This window comes from Anaerotignum sp. MB30-C6, assembly GCF_030908465.1.
In the GTDB taxonomy this organism is placed as follows: Bacteria; Bacillota; Clostridia; order Lachnospirales; family Anaerotignaceae; genus Chakrabartyella.
Genome location: NZ_CP133078.1, coordinates 1,577,580 through 1,601,832, shown reverse-complemented (window position 1 = coordinate 1,601,832; position 24,253 = coordinate 1,577,580). Strand labels below are relative to the sequence as shown.

The window sequence follows — 24,253 nt, the reverse complement described above, 5'->3', positions numbered from 1 at the left end:
ATGGTGAAAAATAAAAGACTCGTGGCGGCTTTTTTAGCATTGTTACTTATTTGTACATTATTCTTTTCCTTTTTCTTTGTTGCGGCTAAATCAAATCATGATTGTGTAGACAAAGGCTGTTCTATTTGTCAAGAAATTCAATTTTGTATACAAACAATTCGCTCCATCTCCACCGTTGTTACGGCAACGACAACTCTAGTTATTACTGCTTTTTTTCTGGTACGATTTATCGTGCCCATTGTTCAAAGAATGATTATCCAGACTTTAGTTTCGCTGAAGGTTAAACTTACAAATTGAAATATATTCAAAAAAGGGATTCTGCTACTTTTAGGTAGACGCCGCATTTGCGGGCTTCCCTTCTTTTTTTGTGTCTATTTTTTGATGGAATATATTAAATTTGGAGGTTTTATGATGAAAAAGATGATTTCTAGCTTGTTAGTATGCATAATGACAATTGGATGTCTTACTGCCTGCTCTAATCAGAGTGTCCAAACGAACTTAGAATCTGCAACAGACAATAATTTGAGCATTGTATGCACAATATTTCCTGAATACGACTGGGTGAGAGAAATTCTTGGGGATCATATGGAGCATGCGGAAGTAACCATGTTGGCAGATAATGGTGTAGATTTGCATAGCTATCAGCCTACCACTGATGATATTGTTAAAATCTCAAGCTGCGATATGTTCGTCTATGTTGGTGGCTTATCTGATGGGTGGGTTGAAGATGCGTTAAAGGAAGCAACAAATAAGGATATGGTGGTTGTTAATTTAATGGACATTCTTGGCGATTCTGTTGAAGAAAAGGAAATTGTTGAGGGTATGGAAGTCCATGAGCATGATCATCACCACGAAGAAGGCGCAGAGCATGAAGAAGGGACAGAACATCAACATGAGGAAGGCCCAATTTATGACGAACACGTGTGGGTTTCTTTAAAAAATGCAAAGGTAGTATGTGATCATATCGGAGCAAAGCTTGGGGAGATCGACAGTGCAAATGCCGCTGATTATACTTCAAATGCAAACGCTTATGTAGAAAAGCTTACTGCCTTGGACGAAAGCTATCAGAAAACTGTGGATGAAGCAACACAAAAGACTCTTTTATTTGGCGATAGATTCCCTTTCGGTTATCTCGTACATGATTACGGAATTTCCTACTATGCTGCTTTCTTTGGTTGTTCCGCAGAAACAGAGGCCAGCTTTGAAACCATTGCTTTTCTTTCCAAAACGGTTGATGAATTAGGCCTTCACACGGTTTTAACCATTGAGGATGCCCAACACACAATTGCAGAAACCATTATTCAAAATACCAAAGAAAAGAATCAACAGATACTTTCACTAAACTCCATGCAATCCATTACTTCCAAAGATGTAGAGAACGGAGTCACATATTTCTCTATTATGGAAAAGAATTTAGAAGTACTAAAAAGTGCTTTAAGCTAAGGAGGGTTGCAAATGGCTCAGTTGACTTGTCATAACCTTACCCTAGGTTATGACGGAAAAATTGTTTTAAAAGGTTTAGATTTTTCTGTGAATCGTGGAGACTATCTCTTTATTGTGGGTGCAAATGGTTCTGGTAAAAGCACGTTAATGAAAACCATTCTAAATCTGCACTCCCCTTTGGATGGAAAGATTATGACGGGTGATGGGCTAAAGCCTCAAGAAATTGGCTATTTACCACAGCAAACCATTGTACAAAAAGACTTCCCAGCCTCTGTTTGGGAAATTGTTTTATCTGGTTGTCTCAATCGCTGCGGCTTGCGTCCGTTTTATAATAGAAAAGAAAAGCAGTTGGCTCGGCAGAACATCGAAAGAATGGGTATATCCCCATTGGCAAAGGGATGCTTTAGGGAGCTATCCGGTGGTCAGCAGCAGCGTGTTTTATTAGCTAGGGCATTGTGTGCCACAGGGAAAATGCTTTTATTGGATGAGCCAGTGTCTGGTCTTGACCCAAAGATGACAAAGGAAATGTATGAATTAATCAATCGGCTGAATCAAGATGGTATTACCATTATTATGATTTCCCATGATATGAACGCAGCCTTACAGTATGCGTCACATATTCTTCATATTGGAGAACCTATATTTTTTGGTACACGACAGGTGTATATAGACAGCAAAATCAATCAAGGTTTTTCATCTCAAAAAGGGGGTGAAAAAGGATGAGTGGTATCGTGGAAAAGCTTTCTCTATATTTTGAATATCCCTTTGTAAGGTATGCATTAATTGTGGGTGTTTTGATTGCGTTATGCTCCTCGTTATTAGGGGTAACTCTTGTTTTAAAACGATTTTCCTTCATCGGTGATGGCCTTTCCCATGTGGCTTTTGGTGGAATTGCCATTGCTTCTGTATTAAATCTAACGAATCAAATGTTCCTTGTCCTCCCCATTACCATCCTCTGTGCAATTTTATTATTGCGTACTGGTCAAAATACAAAAATCAATGGGGATGCAGCGGTGGCGATGATTTCTGTTGGTGCTTTGGCCATTGGTTATTTGCTGTTGAACATATTTTCAGCCTCGGGCAATTTATCAGGAGATGTTTGCACCACTTTGTTTGGCTCAACTTCTATTTTAACCCTAAGTAAGGCCCAAGTATGGTACTCCGTTGTGCTATCCCTGGTAGTCATTCTTATTTTTGTATTTTTTTATCACAAGATATTTGCTGTAACCTTTGATGAAAACTTCGCCAACGCCACAGGTATTAATGGGAAGGCATACAACTTATTGATAGCTATTGTTATAGCAGTTATAATCGTATTGGCCATGAATTTGGTGGGTTCCCTATTGATTTCTGCATTGGTCATTTTCCCTGCCTTATCGGCAATGCGAGTATTTAAGAATTTCAAAGCAGTTACTATATGCTCTGCTCTACTATCTGTTTTTTGTGCGGCTCTTGGAATTGTGATCTCTATTCTTGCAGGAACGCCAGTAGGATCCACCATTGTAGCAGTAAATATTTTTGCTTTTGGATTTTGTTTTCTAGTGGATAAGGTTTCGGGAGGTGTAGGGTAATGGGAAAAAAGACTTGGCTGATTATCCTTTGTTTTGTTGTCATGATTCCCCTATTTGGTTGCTCTAAATCTGATGAAGATGAACAATCTAGTCAGGAACAGGTGGAGGAACTAAGTGAAGATAAAGAGGCTCCACAAAGCCAAAGAGAGGAATCCATAAGTAATGAAACAGAAGAAAGTGTGGATGTTGACTTAACAAAACTTAGTAGCACCATGGTTTACTCCGAGGTTTATAATATTATCATGGTACCTGATGACTACATTGGAAAAACAATTAAGATGAAAGGTTTTTTTAGAGTATACCCAAGCCTAGAAACAGATGCAGTTTATTTTGCAGTGGTCATTCCCGATGCAACGGCTTGCTGTGAACAAGGATTTGAGTTTGTTTTAAGGGGAGAACATACTTACCCTGAGGATTACCCAACGGAAGATGCGGAAATAGAAATCACAGGTGTTTTGGAAACCTATGAAGAAGATGGACTTGAATATTTTTATGTGGTGGCCGATGAACTGGTGATTTTAGAATAGAGAGCGAGAGATTTTCCCACTTAATTTGGTAGAAAAGAAACCCCTCAAAAGGTCAATTTTGACTTTTCGGGGGGTTTTTTATTCAATAATTACGCACCAAAGAATAATTTTATGTCGTCTTCCACTGTTCCAATTCCTGCAATACCGAAGTTTTCAACCAAAACCGTTGCTACGTTAGGAGAAAGGAATGCGGGCAGTGTGGGCCCCAAGTGAATATCCTTTACACCAAGGTACAGAAGTGCTAAGAGAACGATAACCGCTTTTTGTTCATACCAAGCAATATTGTATACGATGGGCAGTTCGTTAATATCAGCCAGACCGAATACTTCTTTCAACTTCAAGGCAATGACAGCCAAGGAGTAGGAATCGTTACACTGGCCTGCATCAAGAACACGTGGGATTCCGCCGATGTCGCCTAAGTTTAACTTATTGTACTTATACTTTGCACAACCTGCTGTTAAGATAACGGCATCACTTGGAAGTGCCTGTGCAAAATCTGTATAATAGTTTCTTGATTTTGCTCTACCGTCACAACCAGCCATTACAACGAATTTCTTAATTGCACCAGTTTTCACCGCATCAACAACTTTATCCGCAAGGGCAAGCACTTGATTGTGTGCAAAACCGCCGATGATTTCACCTGTTTCAATTTCAACGGGAGCGGCACATTTTTTTGCATGCTCAATGATTGCAGAGAAGTCTTTTTCCTGGCCAATTTCACCGGGGATGTGTTTACATCCAGGGAAACCTGCAGCACCTGTGGTATATAACTTATCTTTGTAACTATCCTTTGGAGGAACAATACAGTTTGTTGTCATAAGGATTGGGCCGTTAAAGCTTTCAAATTCTTCTTTCTGTTTCCACCAAGCATTCCCATAGTTACCTACAAAATGAGGGTATTTCTTAAATGCAGGATAGTAATGGGCAGGAAGCATTTCGGAGTGTGTATAAATATCTACCCCTGTGCCTTCTGTTTGCTTCAAAAGCATTTCCATATCTCTAAGGTCATGGCCAGAAACAAGGATACCAGGTTTTGTGCCTACACCAATATTAACTTTTGTAATTTCGGGATTGCCGTATGCAGTTGTATTGGCCTTATCTAAAAGAGCCATACCCTGTACGCCGTACTTACCTGTTTCGAGAGTTAAGGCAATCAGTTCGTTTACACCCAAACTATCATCCAATGTGCTTGCCAGAGCCTTCTGCATAAATGCATCTACTTCTACATCATCTTCCAATAAAGCGTTTGCGTGTTTACTATAGGCAGAAAGACCTTTTAAGCCATAGGTGATTAATTCTCTAAGACTTCTGATGTCTTCGTTCTCTGTAGAAAGTACCCCTACCCTCGCCGCTTTGCTGTTATACTCTCCTTCGTCGTAAGAACACCAAGTTGCTGCATCAGGCAAATCGTTTTTATTATCCAATAAAGTAAGTAATTCTGCTTTCTTTTTCAGTGTATCCTTCATTCTTGCCACAATCATTTCTTCATCGAAGTTGGCATTGGTTATTGTAATAAAGAGATTTAAAGAAACCAAATGATTGACGTCCTTGGAAACTTCTTTTCCTTCTTCACGCAGTCTGGTAGTGATAGCAGAAATCCCTTTCGTCACATATACAAGTAAGTCCTGCATTCCTGCAACCTGTGGATTTTTACCACACACACCCATCTTTGTACAACCTGTGCAACCTGCCGTTTCCTGACATTGATAACAAAACATTTTATTTTCCATCATTTCTCCTCCATTCAAAAAAATATATATACGTTGTTATTTATTTTGCATTACTTCATGGACTAATCATAACAGGATGAGAAAAGAGATTCCGTAACAAATGTTACGAATTAAAAAATATTTTGTATTTTTTCTAAGTCTTGGATAAAAATTTTCCTTTTCTTAATTTCTATAAGCCCTTCTTCCTGCATTTTCATCAGTTCCCTAGAGAGGGATGGTCTGGCAACATTCAAAAAGTCCGCAAGCTCTTCTCGGTTCATTGTTAAGTTGACTTCCCCTTCTGGGGAAGCATTGTTTAAAAACAACTTGGAAACTTTTTGACGCAGGGTTTGGCTGGAAACAATATTTAGTTTTTGGCTTAAAAAGTAGGCTTTGTTGGCTAGTATGGAGAGCATATTTGAAATAAGCAGTGTATGGAAACCACAACTCTTTGGACAGTTGTTATATAAATACTCTTTTGGCATTTTTAAAACAACCACATCTGTAGCCGCCACCGCATAGTTATCGTATGTTTTTTTATTGATAAACAAAAAAACTTCACCAAATAAATCCCCTGCTTGATTTATGGTAGTGATGATATTACGCTTTCCATCTATGGAGTCTCGACAAATATTGATAGAGCCTTCCACTAATATAAAAAGCCGGCTTGGCTCGTCTTGAAGCATAAAGATGTGCTGTTCCTTTTCGTACTTCTTAAAACTTGAGCCACTACAGCTAAGACAGCTTTTGATATCATTTAACTCCATACCAGAAAACAACGGACTGGATTTTAATTTTTCTAGCATTGTATCCCCCTTTGTTAAATAAAAATTGCCTTTCAAATAAACTCCTAACAATTAATTGTGTAAAAGTTTTGTTTACTTGTAATGTAAAGTCTTTTAATATCCTTATTTTTTCACACATTGATTTGATTTTCAAGATTTATTTCGTGAGGGGTTTTTTAAAATACCCCCAAGCCCATACCTATGTTAAGGCAGGTAGGCATATTTGTTCTTGAAGAAAGGGCTTTCGCCTATAGAAACTGATTGACTTTTTAATTTGTTTCTTCAGAACTTATTAGAAAATTTCAAAAGGCAAAGTATTAGAATTTAACCATGGATTTTGCCTTTTGAAAAACATACAATTTTTATTTTCACTTAAGTGTTTTTTAACAAACCAAGCCTCAACTATACAATTCAATTTGCTTTCAAAGTGTGCCATCGTTCAAGACACTTATAAAAACCTTAACGATTTTGGGATCGAATTGAGTTCCTGAACACCTAATCAGCTCATCCATGGCTTCGCCTTTACTACGGGCAGGTTTATATGGTTGTTGTGTAGTCATTGTGTCATATGTTTCGGCAACGGCAATAATTCTTGAAATCAAAGGGATCTCCTCACCCTTTAACCCTCGTGAATAACCGGAACCATCCCATTGTTCATGATGAGCCAAAACATAGTCAGAAAGGCTGGAATATTTATCTACAGATTTTAGTATGTGATACCCAACTTCTGCATGTCGTTTTACCATTTCAAATTCCAAGGGCGTTAATTTATCAGGTTTTTCAAGTATATCAGAACTCACAGCAATTTTTCCAATATCGTGAAGAAGAGCAGCCATTTCTAGTTCTCTAAGTAATTCTTGATCAAGTTGCAGTGCCTCACCAATTTTTCGGCTGATTTTACTTACACTTTCGGAATGGTCTTTTTCTCCTTCATTGGCTTCATACAAAGTGTTGAAAATAATCTGGATGGTCTTCCTTCGCATTTTTTCGCTCTCAATGAGTTTTTTGCGGTACATGTTTTCTTCGGCTTTAACGTAGATTTCCATAATGCTTTGCGTGGGGGAAATTTTTGTTTCCCAGCCGATGGAAACGGAAATCACAATACTTTCAAGTCTATTCTTTTCGATTTCGTGATAGATGTTGTTTACGAGAATTTCCGTTTCCTTATAATCCGTTTTCGGCAAAAGTAGTACAAACTCATCTCCTCCTATACGACAAACAATCTTGTCATCGCCACAGGCTTTTTTAATTGCAACTGTAACTGCTTGTAAAAGCCTATCCCCCATTTGATGGCCAAAAGCATCATTGGTTAATTTTAAACCATTGACATCAAGCATTACCAAAGATAGAGGCAAGCTTTGATCTATATCTAAGGTTCTTAAATTTTGCTCAAAAAAGTACCGATTATATAAACCCGTTAGTTGGTCATGATAGCTTAAATAGGATATTCTTTCTTGTTTTTGCTTTTTATCAGTAAAATCTCTAAACACTATGACTACCCCTGTAATGTTTCCTTCAGTATCTATAATAGGAGCAGCACTATCTTCAATTGGTACTTCTTCCCCGTTTTTTTTAATCAATAGCGTGTTTTCGTCTAGCTCATTTAGCGTTCCTGATTTAAAAACCTTCTCAACTGGGCTCATAACTTTCTCACGAGTGGCCTCATTGATAATGCGAAATACTGTTTCAAAAGGTTGTCCAAAGGCCTCGTGTTTTTTCCAACCTGTTAGGATTTCTGCCGCATCATTCATAATTTGAATGTTTCCGTATTGATCTGTTGATATTACACCATCTCCAAGAGAACGCAAGGTTGTTTTGAACAACACCCTATCTTTATTTATCATTTCTTTTGTTTTAAACAACTCTTTATTCTTTTCTTCAAGTTCTGAAATAGAGTTTGATATCCTATTTAACATAAAGGTAATTCCCTTTGATAGGACACCAATCTCATCTTTTCTTTCCAAGTACTCTTGAGGTAAGTTGATGGACCGATTGTTCGTATAGTTCTTCATTTGTTTGCAAATTGTTAAAAGGGGGTTAGAAATGACCCTTTCTAAGAAAAATAAAAAGGTTATAATGATGATTATGATAACCAATAAAATATAGAGATTGATTAAAATAAACCTATGAATAGGAGCTAAAATGGTGGATTTTAAAATATTTGTGTACACGATAATATTCGTATTTTTAACGGGAAAGTATGCAACGTAACTTTCTTTTCCATGGGTATTATTTTTTAATACCCCACCTGAACCTGAAAGTATTTCCCCGCCTATTGCATCACCAAAATACTCTTGAATATAAGCGCCGTCAGATTCAGTGATATCATCAAGGCTCGGATTATATAAGAGAAGCCCGTTATCATAAACCAGGCCCAAATCCCCCTCAATTGCAGAATTATAACCGGTCATAATTGCATTGATATCTTCAATTAATATATCTAAGCCCACCACGCCCAGAAGCCGGCCATTTTCCTTTATGGGGGCAGCTATGGTTATGGTTGTTTTATTTGTTATGAAATCAACGTATGGAGTTGTAATCGTAACTTTGTCACGAGCTACTGTATTTCTATACCAATCCCTAGAATATAGGTCATAGTCAGGATCAACGTCATAATCATAAACATTTGTTATCAAGTCATTTTCACCGTCAAGGGCAATATATGCTTGGGCAATATTTTCATCTAAATTGCATAGGTCAGAAAGTTCCTTGGTCACTTCTTCATATAACCAATGTCCTCTCTTCGTTTCTGGACGAACAATATCATTGGCTATGGTAATAAAATTGGGATTGTTTTTTGCCTGTTCTACAATCAAAGTGTATTTTTGCAAATATAGTTCGATTTCAGCACATAAAAGCGCCGTTTCCTCCTCTATCTGTTCCTTCCCTTTTTGTTCCATGTAGGTTTTCATTTGAACATTCAAAAAATTATAGTAAATAATAAACAAAACAAATACAAATAGAAAAATTGCCAAACCAACTTTTTTTACAATGCTATTTGTTATTTTAAACATAAAAAAGCCCCCTTAAGACATAGGGAAAGGTGTGAATTACTGTGCTTTTCTCATTATATCAAAAAAAAGAAGAAATAAAAGAAATTTGTTCGTTTTATATGTAATTTGAAAAATTGGTTTTTGTGTGACAAAGTTACACAGACCTAGTAAAAAATGTAAATACCTGTTGCCTTTCCCATCCCGATAGATTAATCTAATAGAAATAATACTCCTACTGAATGAGTAGAGATAGTGTTATGAAAGAAAAAAGCACCGTTGTAGTTAAGTTTCACTTCAAATTTGGTAATCTTGGTGAGTATATCGTTATAAGGATTCATGCCGAAAATTAAAAAGTTATGTTTACAAGAATATAGTTGAAAAATAGAAATTTGTCGTATATTTTAAAAGGGATATATTTTTAGAAAAAACTGCCTTATAATGTTATGTAAATCAAAACTGGAACATTTTACAATTAGAGAGGAGATTTTAATTTGGGGGCGACGTTATTGTTTAAGAAAAGGATAAAGAGGCAGAGTAATCTGATAACTGCTAATTTTAGGGGGGTAAATTTATGAAAAGTATAAAAAGCAAACTTGTATTAATTATTTTAATTTTAGTTATGACTTCTTCAGTAGTTACTGTATCCATTGGTTTATTTAGAAGTTTTGCTGTTACAGATGAAATTATAAATACTATGGTGGAGGATAGATTGACCGGTACCAATAATATGCTAAAGGCCTATCTGGAGGAACAGTTTGGAACATTGCGTTTGAATTCCAATGGTCAATTAACAGATATGGACAATAAAACAGTGGAAGGCAAGTTTGAGTATATCGATAGAGTTGCTCAGGAAATGGATGTAGTTGCCACCATTTTTGCTAAAAATGGAGATAACTTTATAAGAGTTTTAACCACCATTAAAGATGAAAATGGGAAAAGAGTGATTGGTACTCCCTTAGACGCATCTGGTGAAGTGTATCAGGTAGTTGCAAATGGAGATGTGTTTTTTGGAGAAGCGGATATTCTTGGTGCCCAGTATATGACCAAGTACACCCCTATCTTCGATAGCAATAATCAAATGATAGGTATTTACTTTGTTGGTGTGCCAATCCAATCGGTAAACGAAATTTTGAGCCACGGCATATCTTCTACTCTTAAAACAGTAATATTATTGACAGCAATGGTATTACTTGTTGTGGTAGCAGTTACATATTTTATCAGTGGCGGTATTGCCAAACCAATTAAAAAAGCGACAGAAGTAGCGCAGCAAATTGCTGATGGAAACTTCGACGTGGAGCTTTCTATTCATTCTAAGGATGAAGTCGGTCAACTGGCAAATGCCTTTAACCTTACCATTGAGCGGTTAGTAAATTACCAAGGCTATATTGATGAAATCTCTGATGCGTTACATAACGTTTCTCGTGGGAACTTAAAAGTTGAACTTTACAGGGAATACGCAGGTCAGTTTAAAAAGCTAAAAGACAGTATGCAGGCCTTAATTGCAAACTTAAGCTCTACGATTTTACAAATTAACCAGTCCTCCGAACAAGTTTATTGCGGTGCAGAACAAGTGGCTAATGCTGCCCAGGCTTTATCCCAAGGTGCCACGGAGCAGGCAAGTTCCATCGAAGAGTTATCAGCTTCAATTGCTGATGTTACAGGACAGATTAGAAAGAACGCAGAAAACGCTACGGAAGTACATGAGAAAGCAGGATTTGCAGGAAAAGAACTTGAAATGAGTAATGGCCAAATGGATGAAATGATGGGCGCCATGAATGAAATTTCTTTGAAGTCATCTGAAATTTCCAAAATAATTAAGATCATTGATGACATCGCATTCCAGACAAATATTTTAGCATTAAATGCTGCTGTAGAAGCGGCACGAGCTGGTGCGGCTGGTAAGGGGTTTGCCGTAGTAGCGGATGAAGTTAGAAACCTTGCAGGGAAGTCAGCTGAAGCGGCAAAGAATACAACCCTTTTAATTGATGAAACGGTAAAAGCCGTTCAGGATGGTTCTGGGATTGCAATGAAGACGGCAACTTCTTTGGAAGTAAGTGCGAAAGCAACAGCGGAAGCTGTGGCGTTAATCGAACAAATTGCCCTAGCTTCTCAAGAACAAGCATTAGCGATTAATCAAATAAATATTGGTGTAGAACAAATTTCATCTGTTGTTCAAACAAATGCTGCAACCGCTGAGGAAAGTGCTGCGGCAAGTGAAGAATTGTCCAGTCAATCCAACTTACTGAAGGAGCTTATTTCTAACTTTAATATCTAATGAAACACCATTTTCAAGTACCTATCTCTTGGAATGGATTGACTGCACCGTGAAATATGAACCTATGAATCAAAATTAATTTTGCATTGTTTATATCTAATACTCTTTGCAGAATAGCGACAGAGTGCTAAAATTAGCCAGCTGCAAATTTCCCCTTTGGTATTTGCAGCTTTTTAAAAAATAGTGAAAAGGAGTGGGATTATGGGGAGTCTAACAAGAAAAAAAATACAAACCGTGTATCCCCTACTTCTTTTCGTACTTTTATACTTCGTAAGCGTATTACTAAAAAATGATTTATGGGGCAATATATTGTCTCCGTTAGTGGCATTTTTTTCGGCATTGCTAATTTTGTCTTCGATGAAGGCAGTGAAAACTCATAAAGCCTATGGAGTTCTGCTGTTCTGCTGCAGTTTTGTTTGGGGAGTAGCTGATTTTTTTTGGTTGATTTATGAGAATATATTTTTCAGCAATCCCGTGGAGGTTCCTTATATTAACGTTCTTTATGTATTTCCCAATGTATTTTTTACTGGCTTTTTAAGCTTGTATATTTATAAAAACCGCATCTATTGGAATCTTCAGCAATTCTTTATTGATATATTTACTTTTACTGCAATTGGTATGGTATTAGTATGGGCTTTTATATTCTCTAAAACCGGATTACAATTTACTTTCGACTTTAATTATATTCTGATCATCGTTTATGTTTTTTTTGATTTTTTGATTATGGTTGAAATCGGCTTGATTTGTTTTTCAAAAAGCTTTAAAAATATTAATTTCAGTCTATCCTTGATATTAGTGAGTTTTGCTGTATTCGTTTTGGCGGATTTTTACTATGCCTACCTTAGTTTAATGGAATCTTATAAGGCGAACACAATTATTGATTTCGTTTATATCATAAGTATCGTTTTATTTTCATTTGCTTCTGTGCATGAGTCTCTCCACCCTTCTGTTCCTAAAGCTTTATCCAAAGATCAGCTTTCCGAGAACTTAAGGAAACCTAAAAAAACCGGATTATTGGTTGTATTATTATTTTTTCTGTTTTATTTGCTTGATTTTTTCTCCTTCATAACACTTATGCTAGCGGTTTTTATTTTCGTTTTATACTGGGTATTAACAACCAATATTCGTGCTAATATGCTAGATCGGCTTTTGCTTAAAACAGAAAAAGAAATGAATGAACATCTAGAAAAAATGATTCAAGAAAGGACGAAGGAACTTTCTTTCACAAATCAGCACTTAGAAGAAATTTCTAATAGAGATGCTTTGACTGGTTTATATAATAGAAGATATTTAATCAACTACTTGGATGTATTGACTTCTTCTGAGGAGACCAAACCTTTTGCACTATTGTACATAGACACCAATAGATTTAAGCCAATTAATGACTCCTACGGCCATGAAATTGGTGATAAGGTTCTTTTTTCTTTAGGCATGCGTCTATTAGAATATTGCACTGCGAAATGCACAGCCTTTCGTATTGGTGGCGATGAGTTTGCGGTTATATTGCGTGACTTTAATGACGTAACGGAAGTTTCTGCGATTGCTGAAAAAATATTAGAAAAGTTACAACTTCCTATTTCCCTTCCGCCATATTCCTTTACTTTAAGTGCAAGTATTGGAATTGCATTATACCCAAGGGATGCTAAAAAAAAGGATGTTTTGTTGCGATATGCAGACATTGCTATGTATGAAGTAAAATCTAGCGACCATAAAAATGACTATCTTTTTTTTGATAAAGTCTTCACTGAAAAAATAAACAAACGCCATGAACTTGAGTTTCTTCTGCAGAATGCGGATTATGATAAGGAATTTAAACTTTATTACCAACCTCAGTATAGCACCGAAAATCAGACGCTTGTAGGTATGGAGGCATTAATTCGCTGGATACACCCTCAAAGGGGCTTTATCCCTCCTTCGGATTTCATTCCAATTGCTGAAGAAAATGGATTGATTATTGATATAGGCGAGTGGGTTATTGATAATGCTTTTGCCCAAATAAAAAAATGGAATCAATCCTTCGATGAAAAGTTTAGAATGAGTATAAACATCTCCCCCATTCAAATTAAAAACACTGGTTTTTTGGAATGGTTTGTAAAAAAGATTGAGAAGGAGAATATGAATCCAGAGTGGATTGATTTAGAAATTACGGAAAGTGTGGCCATGATATCTACTACTTCCATCGAAAAAATTTTCGACTTATTAAATGATATCGGTGTAAATATCTCAATTGATGACTTTGGAACAGGATATTCATCCCTTAGTTATATCAGAAAATATAAAATAGACCGACTTAAAATTGCCAAAGAGCTGATTGACAATATCGACCATGATGAAAACGCCCTACTTATAGTACAAGCTATTATTATGATGGCAAAAGGAATGCAGTTAAAAACCATCTCGGAAGGTGTGGAAGACACCAGTCAGCTTGCTATCTTAAACGGCCTAGGTTGTGATGAAATTCAGGGCTATATTTTTGGCAAGCCGGTTCCCAGTGATGAATTCGAAAAACAACATTTTGCTGTGAAGAATCTGTAAAACAAAAATTGTTAGGAATCATTTTTAGCCACAGAATTTTTGTGGCTTTTTTTATTGCATTCTAAAAGAGATGTGAATTTACTCAATGCGAAAAAAAGCCTGTTACCTTATGCTAGTTCTGCGGTTGCTCATTGATTTTGATTAAAATACTGATGAAGAATACTTCCAACCACAAAAAGCGTGACAAAGCTCTATTAAACCATTGGTCAGTATCGTTTCACTGGTGTGGACACCAGTGACGAAATAAAAATCGAATATGGATCAGTGTATTAGAGAAAAATAAAAAGGAGGTGAATTCCATGAATAATAGAAAAACAGGTTCAAAAAAACAAGAAGCCGGTATTGGCGTAGACCAAGGAAGTATCGACCATAGAAATGATGGTAAAGATAATGGCAGCCGCTCCTTGATCCCTAGACAATTATTTGAAGAGATAACCGATCATTTATGTTCCGATCAGCATCCCTCGGCATATATAAACGGCCTTTTAAAAAAGGATGGGTTTGATGTACACCCTTTTTCAATGCTTAAAAAATTAGAAGTTACTCCCCAATCCCCTGTTCATCACCCCGAAGGCTGTGTTTGGAATCATGTTGCCTTAGTGGTGGACCAAGCAGCACAAGTACGTCATCTAAGCTATAACCCAAAGGTTTTTATGTGGGCTGCCCTTTTGCATGATATTGGAAAAGGGGAAACAACACGCACACGTAAGGGCAGAATCGTATCCTATGACCATGACACAGTGGGTATGAATCTAGCCATAAATTTTTTAACTGAATTAACGGATGATGACTCTTTTATTCAACAGGTTAGCAAGCTTGTCAAATATCATATGCATCCTTTGTATGTAAATAAGAGTTTGCCCTTTGGAGATGTTAAGGGGATGAAAGCGGAAACGGATATGCACGAGACAGCCTTATTGGGCTATTGTGACCGCATGGGGAGGCTCGGATGTAAAACGGAAGAAGAAAAAGCCAACATCAAAGAGTTTCTTGAAAGATGTGGCGTAGATGTAACATTATCATTATAGAGCCTGTGAAAAAAACTCTGTAAATAATTTATTTTAATAATAGCTTTCTATGAAAAAATAAAAAAAACATAGGAGGCTATATTTATGGCTCGCAGAAAATCAAATTTCCGAAAGAAAATAAAACATTATCTCAGCTCTTTTAAACGAGTATGGTATCAAGTCAGCAGATGATATTCAGGATTGTTACCAATATGCTTCTTCCTGAAATTGAGGACTGGCAGTACCGCTCGTTATACCGAATCTATCCGTTTTATTTATGATTCAGTTCACTTCTCCGTTAGAGACAATAACATAATAAAAAAGCTGCGGCATATGTTTTTCTAGGCATTAATGAAGATGAAACATAATTTATATTAAACACGAGGCATGAATACTGGATATCCAAGCACTCATGCCTCACACAAAATTATAGAAAGCTAATTTACAGAAATTATTTCACACTCTCAATTACACTAAATGGACGCCATTTTAATACATTCATCTGCACACATTTTGCAAATTTCTGCACACTTTTTGCAATGGTCAACTTCCATATCAGCACATACCATTGCACATGTTTTGCAGATTTTTCCGCATAACTCGCAATGATCATACGCATCCTGACTATTCATTGACATAAAGGCAATTGACATTTGGCACATCATAGCACACTCAATTAAACCAGAAATACATTTTCTCCTCTTGTTAAGATCAGACTCTTTCAAACATTCACCAATACATTCATAACAAGCCTGCGTACACTTTAAGCAAGCATCAACACAATTGCGAAACTTATCTGTTGCTGTAGTAACTATACCCATTTTAAAACCTCCCAATATCTACTTTTTTATCATTTTACTCTAGTGCGTATTCTAATTTTAAAAAGATGCTTTAAAATTGCCTTCGGCATATTAAAGATTCTCTACGCTAAAATTAAAAGCTTTCTTTTATAATGTTATCATCCATATGATGATGTAACATGCAATTCCCATGTGGCAGATAAAATATCTCCATTTTATCTTCACCACATGACTCGCACACCTTTTTTGCAAAATGACTGTTCGCAAGTACCTTATCTTTATCTTCTTGTTTTGTACTAAAAGATATTTCGCCTTTAACTTTTAAATAGTCATACTTTTCATTTGTTGCACAAAAACAAATATTAGGATTTGTCTTTAACTGCTTGCTCAGCTCTGTATCCGAGAATACATAGAACAAAAGACCCTCGTTTGAAACATATGCTACTTCAAATGGGCGTGTGTCCGGTTTGTTTCCATCACAGGTTGCAAGATTACCAAACTTATTCTTTTTTAAAAAATCAATTGTTTCCTTCATAGGCACCTCCAAGTTTAAATACTCTTTACTCTATTTTTAACCTTTTAATGATAGTTATGTAAAACTATATAATCTTCATAACGTTAATTAATTCCATTCTTTGAAATATCAGTTTTGTAATCATATAAATTCTCTTTTTTTAATGTTTTCCTATGAATGATACGCTACAAACTTAACCCCACACCAAAATGGTTGCCAATGCGTCCTTAGTAAACTATGAACACTTCATTAATTTCTTGGTGCATCATAAAAGGACTACCGATAATTCCTGCAAACTTGGGAATTATCGGTAGTCCTAATTAACACAAAAATAAAGAAAATAATCAAATGGCAAGCTTAATCTTACGGGTTCACAAAGTCCATAGCATTTTCAGTCATTGGGAGATAAAGAAAAACAACTATATAAGACTAAAACCTACTTTTTCTTTTTTTCACTATATGTAAAAGAATAAAATCCTCTTTTCTCATCAGAATTAACCACTATGAAATCTAAACATTACTTTTTTCCTTAACTATCAATTCTAAAATTAATTTTTTTATGCTATGATATAATTTTGCTCTTGAACATTTTGGCAAACTCCCATCTGATTAGCAATATCCTCTTCTAATCCTTTGTTCATTGCCACATAATTACGTATAATTACAAGTTGTTCTACTGTTATTTTTTCTTCTAAAAGGTAATCGTCAAACACATTTTCTTTCATACGTCTTCTTCCGTTATAAATTTTAGAAATGCCATCTATTATACCTTCATCTAGAGTTAGAACCGTTTGCTTGTCCACGTTAAATTTCTTTCTTAGCAAGGCTTGTGTATTGATGGGAGTGGATGAACCATAGGCAAATACATACCCATCCTTTGTTTTAAGTAATGGTAACACCTTATTTTCTAACAAAAACCGTTTATCAAAATCATTTCGGAAACTAGGTAAATCGTATAAAGATAAAGAATGCTTATGGACAAACGGAATATTTTTTACAGATGTTAAAGCATCTATAAAATTCTTCTCTGTAATGACATTTAAGCCTAATAGATACTCTCCAACGAATACTTCTTCATCTTTTTTATCTAATAATTCTTTGAGAAGTGAAGTTGTGATATATCCTTTGGCTACTAACACATCGCCAAAACGTCTATGAAATCTTGACAAAACTTCTTTATCAAGAAATGAATGTTCTGTTTTTGACCACTCAAACTTCATCATTTCCTTTTCTTCTCCCTGTGGCTCCTGTAAATTTTCTGGTGTGTTCGCACAGCTTTCTTCAATGGATACTTGAGTTAAATTAAGTTCAGGTATGACATCCTTATTTTTTCGTTTCCCTTTTATAAATTGTATGTAAGCTCGTACAGTTGCCACTAAATTAATGATATTTCCCCATACAATACGAATAGGAACTACTGGTGGAAAAAGGCAACCAAAAAATACGCTTCTGAAACCATAAATATTTTTTAACGCCACAGCTCTAAAAATTTGTCTTTCAATCATCATCACGGTTACAACTGCACATAGATACCAAGATAATGTATATTTTGGATAAATTGGTGTCAGAGGGATAAAGAGTGAGACGATAAAATAAATGAGCACAGGATACCCCACCATAGATAGCAAATTACCAATCTTCGCCTTTTGGTCACGATATAGAGAATACTTGCCTGCAAACGACAACTCATTATTAAAAATCTCTTTAAATTTAAGGGACTGCATTGTTATTCCTAATGTCCATCTCGTTTTTTGTTTGACCGCAGTTTTAAAGGTGTTAGGAAACATGGATCTCGTTGCAATATATTCTGTTTGAACTTCCCCTTGAAAATCAAGACGCTCTAATTTTTCAAGCACATAATGCATTTGCAAGCCATTTTCATATAATGTAAGGGAAAGACGATAATCTTCTGTTAAACTATTTTCAGGCAATACATGATAGCCAAGGGTATCAATCGTATCTCGTGCCAGCGAAAACCCTGTACCTGCTGAAGGGACAAAAGCACCTGTATTACGCCTACTTACCATAGTGATAAAATGATTTTCAGCAAACTCATCTGCATAAGTATTTGTCGTTATATTTGAAAAAAAGTTTCTAAAGGTTGGTTTTTTTATAAGTGGGAACACTGGGAATTGTATTGCAGGGTACTTGTTCATTAAATAGTTGGTAACTTTAAACTCATAAGGGTGTACTAAGTCTTCTGAATCGTGTACAGTAACTGCAGAAAATCTCCAATCTTTTCCTTTCTCATAGTCTTTAATTCTTGAAATCACATAGTTTATATTTTGTGCCTTTGAAGTTGGACCTTCTTTATAATTAATCACACAATGTACATTTGTAAATTTTTTTTGTAACTGTTGTGCTATATAAACTGTGGCAGAATCATTTGGGTATACCCCTAAAAAAATATGATACATAGACTTGGGGTATTGTTGCGAGGCTATAATATTTTCTACTACATTTAAAAGAACATTATCTTCATGCCAAGCCGCAATCACAAGTGCGATAAGCTTGGGCGGAAATTCCTCTAGGTCCTTAAAACTCAGCGTATCGTTTTTTTGCTTTCCTCTTTTCCATAAACAAATAATGTCCCAAATGAAGTCATCGACTCCTGTAGAAACATATAGTAGAACTAAAACCAATCCTATTATGTACAATGTTTCGGCGCTCATAAATCATCATCCTTTCTAAGTTCCGTTTATTATTCTCAATTTCTTTTAAAATGGTTACTAAAAGTGCTTTAGTTATTTCCACCGATAACTTAGGAAGTAAAAACTACTTTATTCCATCTTAAATTCTGAGCTAGACCAACAGTCAATAACCTTATTACAAAATAGATTCACCGACTTATCCGCTGAATCATAGTTATTTTCGTGAATGCTGAAAAAGTTGAACGGCTTTTTAGTGTCCCAAAAAATACTGTTGCAGTTGAAAAGGACATAGCCGCAACAAATAATAATGTTCTCATACCTTTTTCAGATTATATTGTATTTTTAAAAATTGTGCAACATTAGTAACTGCGGCAGATGCAGTTCGAAAAAAACTTTATATCTGAATCAAAATAAACCCCTGCATATCCAAACTGTGGATTCCTTAATATAGCGTTTCTCAATTAAATAAATACAAGAAAGCCGTAAGCATATTTTAACTCACGGCTTTCGGAAATTTCATTCTATTTTAAATTATTAATATTATGTAAAAGGACTACAACCTCGCTCGGCCGCACTCCCCAGATTCTGTTGTGCATTATCAATGATCGCTTTCAGAGCAGCATCACTGAAATGACCCGAACGCATCTCATGATACCTTTTTTCCAGTTTCAAAACAAAATTGATCCCGCAACATCTGCCTAAACCAAGGTGCATCTTGGAAAGCAGTGCTACAGTTTATTCTTATACACCATATCATTTGATAGGCTTTGGCCAAAGTCTCAAAACGGCCCCATTACCAACCTCCCAGTATAATCAAGATGTAGGTAAGATGGCTTCCTCGGTGACGCTAATGTTGCTTCTCCTTGCTAAGGTTTCTGCAGGGTCTTTACTAGAAAGGCTAATTAATAAAAGGCTGAGTATGCTTACTCCAATTAAAACCATCACAAATCCCAAAAGTCTTTTTTAGGTATGGCTTCAAAAAATTATCCCCCTTCCCTGAACACAAAAAATTATTATTAGCTTTTGCTATCTATAATTTTAAAAAATAGTATTTTCAATAATATTTGTCAAGAGATTATTTTCTATGGCTCCATCCACGGCTGTTTTTACGAACTGTGACGAACTTTTTATAAACCCCGTCTTTTGCCATAAGTTCCTCATGCTTCCCTACTTCTACGATGCCCCCATCTTTTATTACTAAAATTTTATCCGCATGTGCAATGGTGTTAAGCCTGTGGGCGATAACTAACAAAGTTTTTCCCTTGCAAAGCTCAGAGATTGCTTCTTGTATATAGCTTTCATTATCCGCATCTACACTTGCAGTTGCTTCGTCTAAAATTATAATGGGAGCGTCTTTTAAAATGCATCGAGCTATAGAAAGTCTCTGTTTTTCACCACCGGATAGGGTTGCACCACCCTCTCCAATCATCGTTTCAAATCCATCAGGTAACTGCATAATAAAGTCATAACAGCGGGCTTTTTTTGAAGCTTCTATGACCTCTTCCCTTGTTGCATCCGGCCGTCCCATACTGATATTATTGTAAATAGTATCTTCAAACAAATACACACGCTGAAATACCATGCTGATATGGTAGGGGAATGCTTCTAACATCTTTGCCACGCACTAATATTTGCCCCGATTTTACATCCCAAAAACGAGTTAAAAGGCTGGCAATTGTAGATTTCCCCCCACCAGAAGGACCAACAAGAGCAAACATTTGATTTTTCTCCAAAGAAAAACTTATATTATGTAAAACTTCTTTTTCACCGTAGGCAAAAGATACATTCTGAAACGCCACCTCAGGTGCATTACTTGTTTTAGGGATTATATCTGTACCAGAATCAGGAAGTTCCTTTTCCTGAAATATCTCCTCTATTCTGTCCATACAGCTGTTCATAACCGTTAGTCTGACAATACCGCCGTATAGTGCTTTCGTCGGACCAAACAGGTCGAGGACAAATAAAAGCATACCAACTAGATAGGTAACCTCTAATAGACCCCTATTTTCAAGAAAAATAGATAGCGCAATAATCCCACTGGCACCTAAGCCGTATACAAGGTTTAACCTTCTTTGCCAAGGAGCGTGAGCCATTTCAAACTCTAGACTTTTCCTACAGGAATCTTCAAAATTTTGGCTCAGCTCCGCTGATTTTTCCCCCAAAAGATTATAGGTTTTAATGATTCCAATTCCTTCAGTAAAATCAAGCACTGCATCTGTAAGCTTTTCGCATTGCTCCTGTCTGATGGCAGAGTCTGCGAGAGCTTCCTTTCTCATACCATGCGCAATAACTAAAATTATGAAAACGGAAGCAATCGCAACAAGGCCAATATACGCATTGAAAAAGAGCATAAACACAATCATAATGGTTTGCGAGAAAATATGGCTCATCATATTGGCAAGTTCATTCATGCAGTTCTCCTCAATGAAAACCATATCTGTGGATAGTATTGAGCTTATTTTCCCGATATTTCCTTCTGTAAAATAGCCCATGGGCATTTTGCGAAGATGTCGGCCTAGTTCCATGCGTTTATTGGCAAATATTATGTAACCAGAGGCAGATTGAAGCCGATCGGAGGTATACTGAAAAATCACCTGCAACAAAATACAAGATGTCATGGCAACACCCAGCCAAATTACCATTTGTACATTAGCCTTATTTTTATAAAAGGCAATGATAGCAAAAAATGCAAACATAATGGGAGTTCTCGCTAAAAATGACTTAAAGAAAGAAAATACAAAGGCAAGCTGAATATGCCATTTATATTCTTCTGAAACATTCAAAATTCTTCTAATCAGTTTAATCATTACAGCCCCTCCTTTGCAGTGGTAACTTTCCAATTTGCACTATCTTGCGCTGCATTCCACAACTTCTGATATTCGGACTCATTCCGCAACAACTCTGCATGGGTTCCTGTTTCTACAATGTTCCCATTTTTCAAAACACAGATTTGGTCTGCATTTATAATAGAATGCAGACGATGGGCAATAACAATGACTGTTTTACCAGATATAACCTCGGCGATTGCTTCATTCATTTTTTCCTCATTCTCCGGATCCATAAAGGCTGTAGCTTCATCTAGAACTACAATGGGAGCATTTTTTAAAATCGCCCTTGCAAGGGAAATACGCTGACGCTCTCCACCTGATAGTTGTTTTCCGCCATCTCCTGCCATAGTATAAATGCCTTTTTCCAGCCTTTCTAAAAATTCGCCACATTGGGCTTTTTTAGCAGCAGTTAAAACCTCCTCATCTGTGGCATCCAGTTTTCCTAATCGAATATTTTCTAAAAGGCTAATGTTAAATAAAAACTGCTCTTGTGCTACATAGGAAATTTGGTTGTTGAGGGCCTCAATGCTCATTTTTGTTAAGTCCTGTCCTCCGATTTTTATACTCCCGCCAGAGATGTCATAAAAATGTACCAAAAGCTTCGCCAAGGTTGATTTTCCACTACCTGACTCACCCACTAAAGCAGTAAGGTTACCCTCTTTCACCTCAAGTGAAACGCCGTGGAGAACCTCCTCCTCTTTATAAGAAAATCGTACATTTTCAAATTTAATATCATGACTTTTCCCAATAAAATTCTTGCTACTTTGCTTTAGTGCAGTATCTCCCATAGTTTTTTCTAATGCCTCAATTTTATATTTGATTTGCGGTAAAGTAGACATAAAGCTAAGTGAGCGAAGCAGCGGCACACCTGTCCCGAAACTCATACATAGAATTAAAATGAAATCAGGCAGACTAGAGTAACCTTGCAAAACAAAGTATGAGCCTAGTGGCAATGTGAGCATTGTAGTACAAGGTAAAATGCTATTGTAAAGGGCCATCCAAGGCCAGCAAACTTTATACCATTTTAATGTGAAATCACGATAATTTTTGACATCCGCTTCAAATCTATGATAAGATTCGCCATCACGATTAAAAACCTTTACAACCTCCATTCCGTTTATGTATTCCACAATTGTGTTATTCATTTTTTGTGCAGCACCATAATAGGCACTCATAGAACCCAGGCCTGCCTTTAGCATAACAGCCATAAATAAAATGCCAAAAGGAAGTGCCGCAAGGGATAATAATGCAAGCTTTATATCTACAAAAAACATACCAATAAATACGAAAAGAGGAATTGCAAGGTTAGCAATCCCTTCTGGTAAGGCGTGTGCCAACAGTAGCTCAATATTTTCAATATCATCTGTGAATATTTTTTTAATGGCACCCACACCTTTTTCCTCGATGGTGCCAAGAGGCTGTTTCTCCAGCTTATGCTGTAAGGAAATGCGTAAATTTTTGAGTGTATGATAGGCGGAGTCATGAGACAGCTCCAGGCCTTTGACATATAAAACAGCATAAAGAACCTGACAAATTGCAATAGCTGAAACTCTCCATATTAACCCCGCTGCAGAGATCTCTCCATAACCTAAAAGAGGTGCAATGATTTGGGAAAGGAACAGAAACGGACCCACGTAAAATACTACAGCCACAACTAAAGTCAAAATCGCTTTATAAGTGGTTTTTTTATACTCTCCGGTATACTCTAACACCTTACTAAACAAGTAAACTCCTCCTTTTTAGTTAGTTTTAACTAACCCATTTTCGAAATTTTATCCCTTTAAAAGGGTTATTTTTAATAAAAACCAATTGCTTTTTGCCAGTCGAATAAGCGACAAACCAGTTTGCAATGAAGCTCAATTTCAACCCAAGAAAAATTGTGAATAAAAGGTTCAAATATGGTGCTCCAAAAAGCAGTGATCAGGATGTGCATTTCTTTTGGTGAAATCTCTTGTTTCGTTAAATTTCTTTCATAAGCTTCTTTGTAATACCAATAGGTAGATTCATTTAAAACTTCCACCCAGTCATGCTGAAAATTTGAGTAAGTGCTGCCCTCAGAACAGTTCAGCAAAAGTATTACCTCATCATGTCGCTGAAACAAATAATCAAACCACCATAGCATATAGTTTTCGTCCATATACCATGTGTTTATGAGTGCTTCATCGGACAAAGCCTTAATATTCACACTCTTTTTTTCCTCAACAGCCGCCTTTAAATCATTCAGGCAACCTTCAACAAGCGCTGAAAAAAGATCATCTTTTCCCTTATAACGTTTATATAAAGCACCCGTAGTTACATCTGCTTTTTCACAGATAGCTTTTAATGAAGCGTCTTGAAAGCCCAATTTCAAAAATTCCTCTTTTGCACTTTGCAGAATTCTTGGGTTTATACTTAAATCCGCAGTTGCCATGCTCTCTCTCCTTTCTATGATTGATAATATGATTATCGATAATGTAATTATCTTACTTCTTTAAAATACTTTTGTCAAATAAAATAGATTTTCTTGTATATGTTCATTATTGTGTTGTATGCATTCAAATTACCCCAGATACAGTGATTATTTCTAAGTTACATGAAAGAATAATATTCTTTTTCACAAATCACGAAAAAATCTC

16 protein-coding genes and 2 pseudogenes are annotated in these 24,253 nt (G+C 36.2%); 9 read left to right on the top strand and 9 right to left on the bottom strand.

Going from position 1 to position 24,253, the window contains the following annotated elements; all coding sequences use genetic code 11:
• Positions 1-3 precede the first annotated feature (3 nt).
• From RBQ60_RS08135 to RBQ60_RS08115, 5 genes are all read left to right on the top strand, one after another.
• Positions 4-297: a hypothetical protein gene (locus RBQ60_RS08135; protein WP_307883211.1), complete on the top strand. Its 294-nt coding sequence runs from the start codon at positions 4-6 to the stop codon at positions 295-297.
• A gap of 114 nt (positions 298-411) precedes the next feature.
• Complete coding sequence (locus RBQ60_RS08130; protein WP_307885992.1) at positions 412-1,443, top strand: metal ABC transporter substrate-binding protein; 1,032 nt, start codon at positions 412-414, stop codon at positions 1,441-1,443.
• Between the two features lie 12 nt (positions 1,444-1,455).
• A complete protein-coding gene (locus tag RBQ60_RS08125) occupies positions 1,456-2,166 on the top strand; it encodes a metal ABC transporter ATP-binding protein (protein WP_307883210.1) in 711 nt (236 codons plus the stop codon).
• Positions 2,163-3,014: a metal ABC transporter permease gene (locus tag RBQ60_RS08120; RefSeq protein WP_307883209.1), complete on the top strand. Its 852-nt coding sequence runs from the start codon at positions 2,163-2,165 to the stop codon at positions 3,012-3,014. Before RBQ60_RS08125 ends, RBQ60_RS08120 begins: the two co-directional genes overlap by 4 nt.
• Positions 3,014-3,541, top strand: coding sequence for a hypothetical protein (locus RBQ60_RS08115; RefSeq protein ID WP_307883208.1), 528 nt, complete (start codon positions 3,014-3,016; stop codon positions 3,539-3,541). Before RBQ60_RS08120 ends, RBQ60_RS08115 begins: the two co-directional genes overlap by 1 nt.
• 89 nt (positions 3,542-3,630) lie before the next feature.
• Here RBQ60_RS08115 and hcp read toward each other — a convergent pair whose 3' ends face one another.
• From hcp to RBQ60_RS08100, 3 genes are all read right to left on the bottom strand, one after another.
• Positions 3,631-5,271, bottom strand: a complete 1,641-nt coding sequence (gene hcp / locus RBQ60_RS08110) for a hydroxylamine reductase (RefSeq protein ID WP_307885991.1) — start codon at positions 5,269-5,271, stop codon at positions 3,631-3,633.
• Between the two features lie 110 nt (positions 5,272-5,381).
• Positions 5,382-6,056, bottom strand: coding sequence for a Crp/Fnr family transcriptional regulator (locus RBQ60_RS08105; protein WP_307883207.1), 675 nt, complete (start codon positions 6,054-6,056; stop codon positions 5,382-5,384).
• Positions 6,057-6,457: 401 nt separating this feature from the next.
• Positions 6,458-9,049 (bottom strand): HD domain-containing phosphohydrolase, encoded by a 2,592-nt coding sequence (locus tag RBQ60_RS08100; RefSeq protein WP_307883206.1) that lies wholly within the window; start codon positions 9,047-9,049, stop codon positions 6,458-6,460.
• A gap of 550 nt (positions 9,050-9,599) precedes the next feature.
• On the opposite strand from RBQ60_RS08100, the gene RBQ60_RS08095 reads away from it, so the two are divergent.
• The 4 genes and pseudogenes from RBQ60_RS08095 to RBQ60_RS15555 form a co-directional block, all read left to right on the top strand.
• Positions 9,600-11,303, top strand: a complete 1,704-nt coding sequence (locus RBQ60_RS08095; protein WP_307883205.1) for a methyl-accepting chemotaxis protein — start codon at positions 9,600-9,602, stop codon at positions 11,301-11,303.
• Between the two features lie 201 nt (positions 11,304-11,504).
• Positions 11,505-13,838 (top strand): EAL domain-containing protein, encoded by a 2,334-nt coding sequence (locus RBQ60_RS08090; protein WP_307883204.1) that lies wholly within the window; start codon positions 11,505-11,507, stop codon positions 13,836-13,838.
• Positions 13,839-14,137: 299 nt separating this feature from the next.
• Complete coding sequence (locus tag RBQ60_RS08085; RefSeq protein ID WP_307883203.1) at positions 14,138-14,866, top strand: HDIG domain-containing metalloprotein; 729 nt, start codon at positions 14,138-14,140, stop codon at positions 14,864-14,866.
• 182 nt (positions 14,867-15,048) lie between these two features.
• A pseudogene (locus RBQ60_RS15555) lies at positions 15,049-15,204 on the top strand (transposase); the annotation flags it as partial.
• Positions 15,205-15,318: 114 nt separating this feature from the next.
• Here RBQ60_RS15555 and RBQ60_RS08080 read toward each other — a convergent pair.
• The 6 genes and pseudogenes from RBQ60_RS08080 to RBQ60_RS08055 all read right to left on the bottom strand — a co-directional run bounded on the left by RBQ60_RS08080 (position 15,319) and on the right by RBQ60_RS08055 (position 24,048).
• A complete protein-coding gene (locus RBQ60_RS08080; protein WP_307883202.1) occupies positions 15,319-15,666 on the bottom strand; it encodes a four-helix bundle copper-binding protein in 348 nt (115 codons plus the stop codon).
• Positions 15,667-15,778: 112 nt separating this feature from the next.
• Positions 15,779-16,180, bottom strand: coding sequence for a pyridoxamine 5'-phosphate oxidase family protein (locus RBQ60_RS08075; RefSeq protein ID WP_307883201.1), 402 nt, complete (start codon positions 16,178-16,180; stop codon positions 15,779-15,781).
• Between the two features lie 536 nt (positions 16,181-16,716).
• The gene (locus tag RBQ60_RS08070) at positions 16,717-18,831 is read right to left on the bottom strand and encodes a glycosyltransferase (RefSeq protein ID WP_307883200.1); all 2,115 of its coding nucleotides are present in this window, start codon (positions 18,829-18,831) and stop codon (positions 16,717-16,719) included.
• A gap of 1,054 nt (positions 18,832-19,885) precedes the next feature.
• A pseudogene (locus RBQ60_RS08065) lies at positions 19,886-21,617 on the bottom strand (ABC transporter ATP-binding protein).
• Entirely contained in the window at positions 21,617-23,362 is a 1,746-nt protein-coding gene (locus RBQ60_RS08060) for an ABC transporter ATP-binding protein (RefSeq protein ID WP_307883199.1), read from the bottom strand. Before RBQ60_RS08060 ends, RBQ60_RS08065 begins: the two are co-directional and overlap by 1 nt.
• 71 nt (positions 23,363-23,433) lie before the next feature.
• Positions 23,434-24,048: a TetR/AcrR family transcriptional regulator gene (locus RBQ60_RS08055; protein ID WP_307883198.1), complete on the bottom strand. Its 615-nt coding sequence runs from the start codon at positions 24,046-24,048 to the stop codon at positions 23,434-23,436.
• Between the last annotated feature and the right edge of the window lie 205 nt (positions 24,049-24,253).

Excerpts from the sequence above, each read along its gene's own strand:
- RBQ60_RS08130 (WP_307885992.1), top strand. The coding sequence starts at position 412 with ATGAAAAAGATGATTTCTAGCTTGTTAGTATGCATAATGACAATTGGA.
- RBQ60_RS08125 (WP_307883210.1), top strand. The coding sequence starts at position 1,456 with ATGGCTCAGTTGACTTGTCATAACCTTACCCTAGGTTATGACGGAAAA.
- RBQ60_RS08120 (WP_307883209.1), top strand. The coding sequence starts at position 2,163 with ATGAGTGGTATCGTGGAAAAGCTTTCTCTATATTTTGAATATCCCTTT.
- RBQ60_RS08115 (WP_307883208.1), top strand. The coding sequence starts at position 3,014 with ATGGGAAAAAAGACTTGGCTGATTATCCTTTGTTTTGTTGTCATGATT.
- hcp (WP_307885991.1), bottom strand. The coding sequence starts at position 5,271 with ATGGAAAATAAAATGTTTTGTTATCAATGTCAGGAAACGGCAGGTTGC.
- RBQ60_RS08105 (WP_307883207.1), bottom strand. The coding sequence starts at position 6,056 with ATGCTAGAAAAATTAAAATCCAGTCCGTTGTTTTCTGGTATGGAGTTA.
- RBQ60_RS08100 (WP_307883206.1), bottom strand. The coding sequence starts at position 9,049 with ATGTTTAAAATAACAAATAGCATTGTAAAAAAAGTTGGTTTGGCAATT.
- RBQ60_RS08095 (WP_307883205.1), top strand. The coding sequence starts at position 9,600 with ATGAAAAGTATAAAAAGCAAACTTGTATTAATTATTTTAATTTTAGTT.
- RBQ60_RS08090 (WP_307883204.1), top strand. The coding sequence starts at position 11,505 with ATGGGGAGTCTAACAAGAAAAAAAATACAAACCGTGTATCCCCTACTT.
- RBQ60_RS08085 (WP_307883203.1), top strand. The coding sequence starts at position 14,138 with ATGAATAATAGAAAAACAGGTTCAAAAAAACAAGAAGCCGGTATTGGC.
- RBQ60_RS08080 (WP_307883202.1), bottom strand. The coding sequence starts at position 15,666 with ATGGGTATAGTTACTACAGCAACAGATAAGTTTCGCAATTGTGTTGAT.
- RBQ60_RS08075 (WP_307883201.1), bottom strand. The coding sequence starts at position 16,180 with ATGAAGGAAACAATTGATTTTTTAAAAAAGAATAAGTTTGGTAATCTT.
- RBQ60_RS08070 (WP_307883200.1), bottom strand. The coding sequence starts at position 18,831 with ATGAGCGCCGAAACATTGTACATAATAGGATTGGTTTTAGTTCTACTA.
- RBQ60_RS08055 (WP_307883198.1), bottom strand. The coding sequence starts at position 24,048 with ATGGCAACTGCGGATTTAAGTATAAACCCAAGAATTCTGCAAAGTGCA.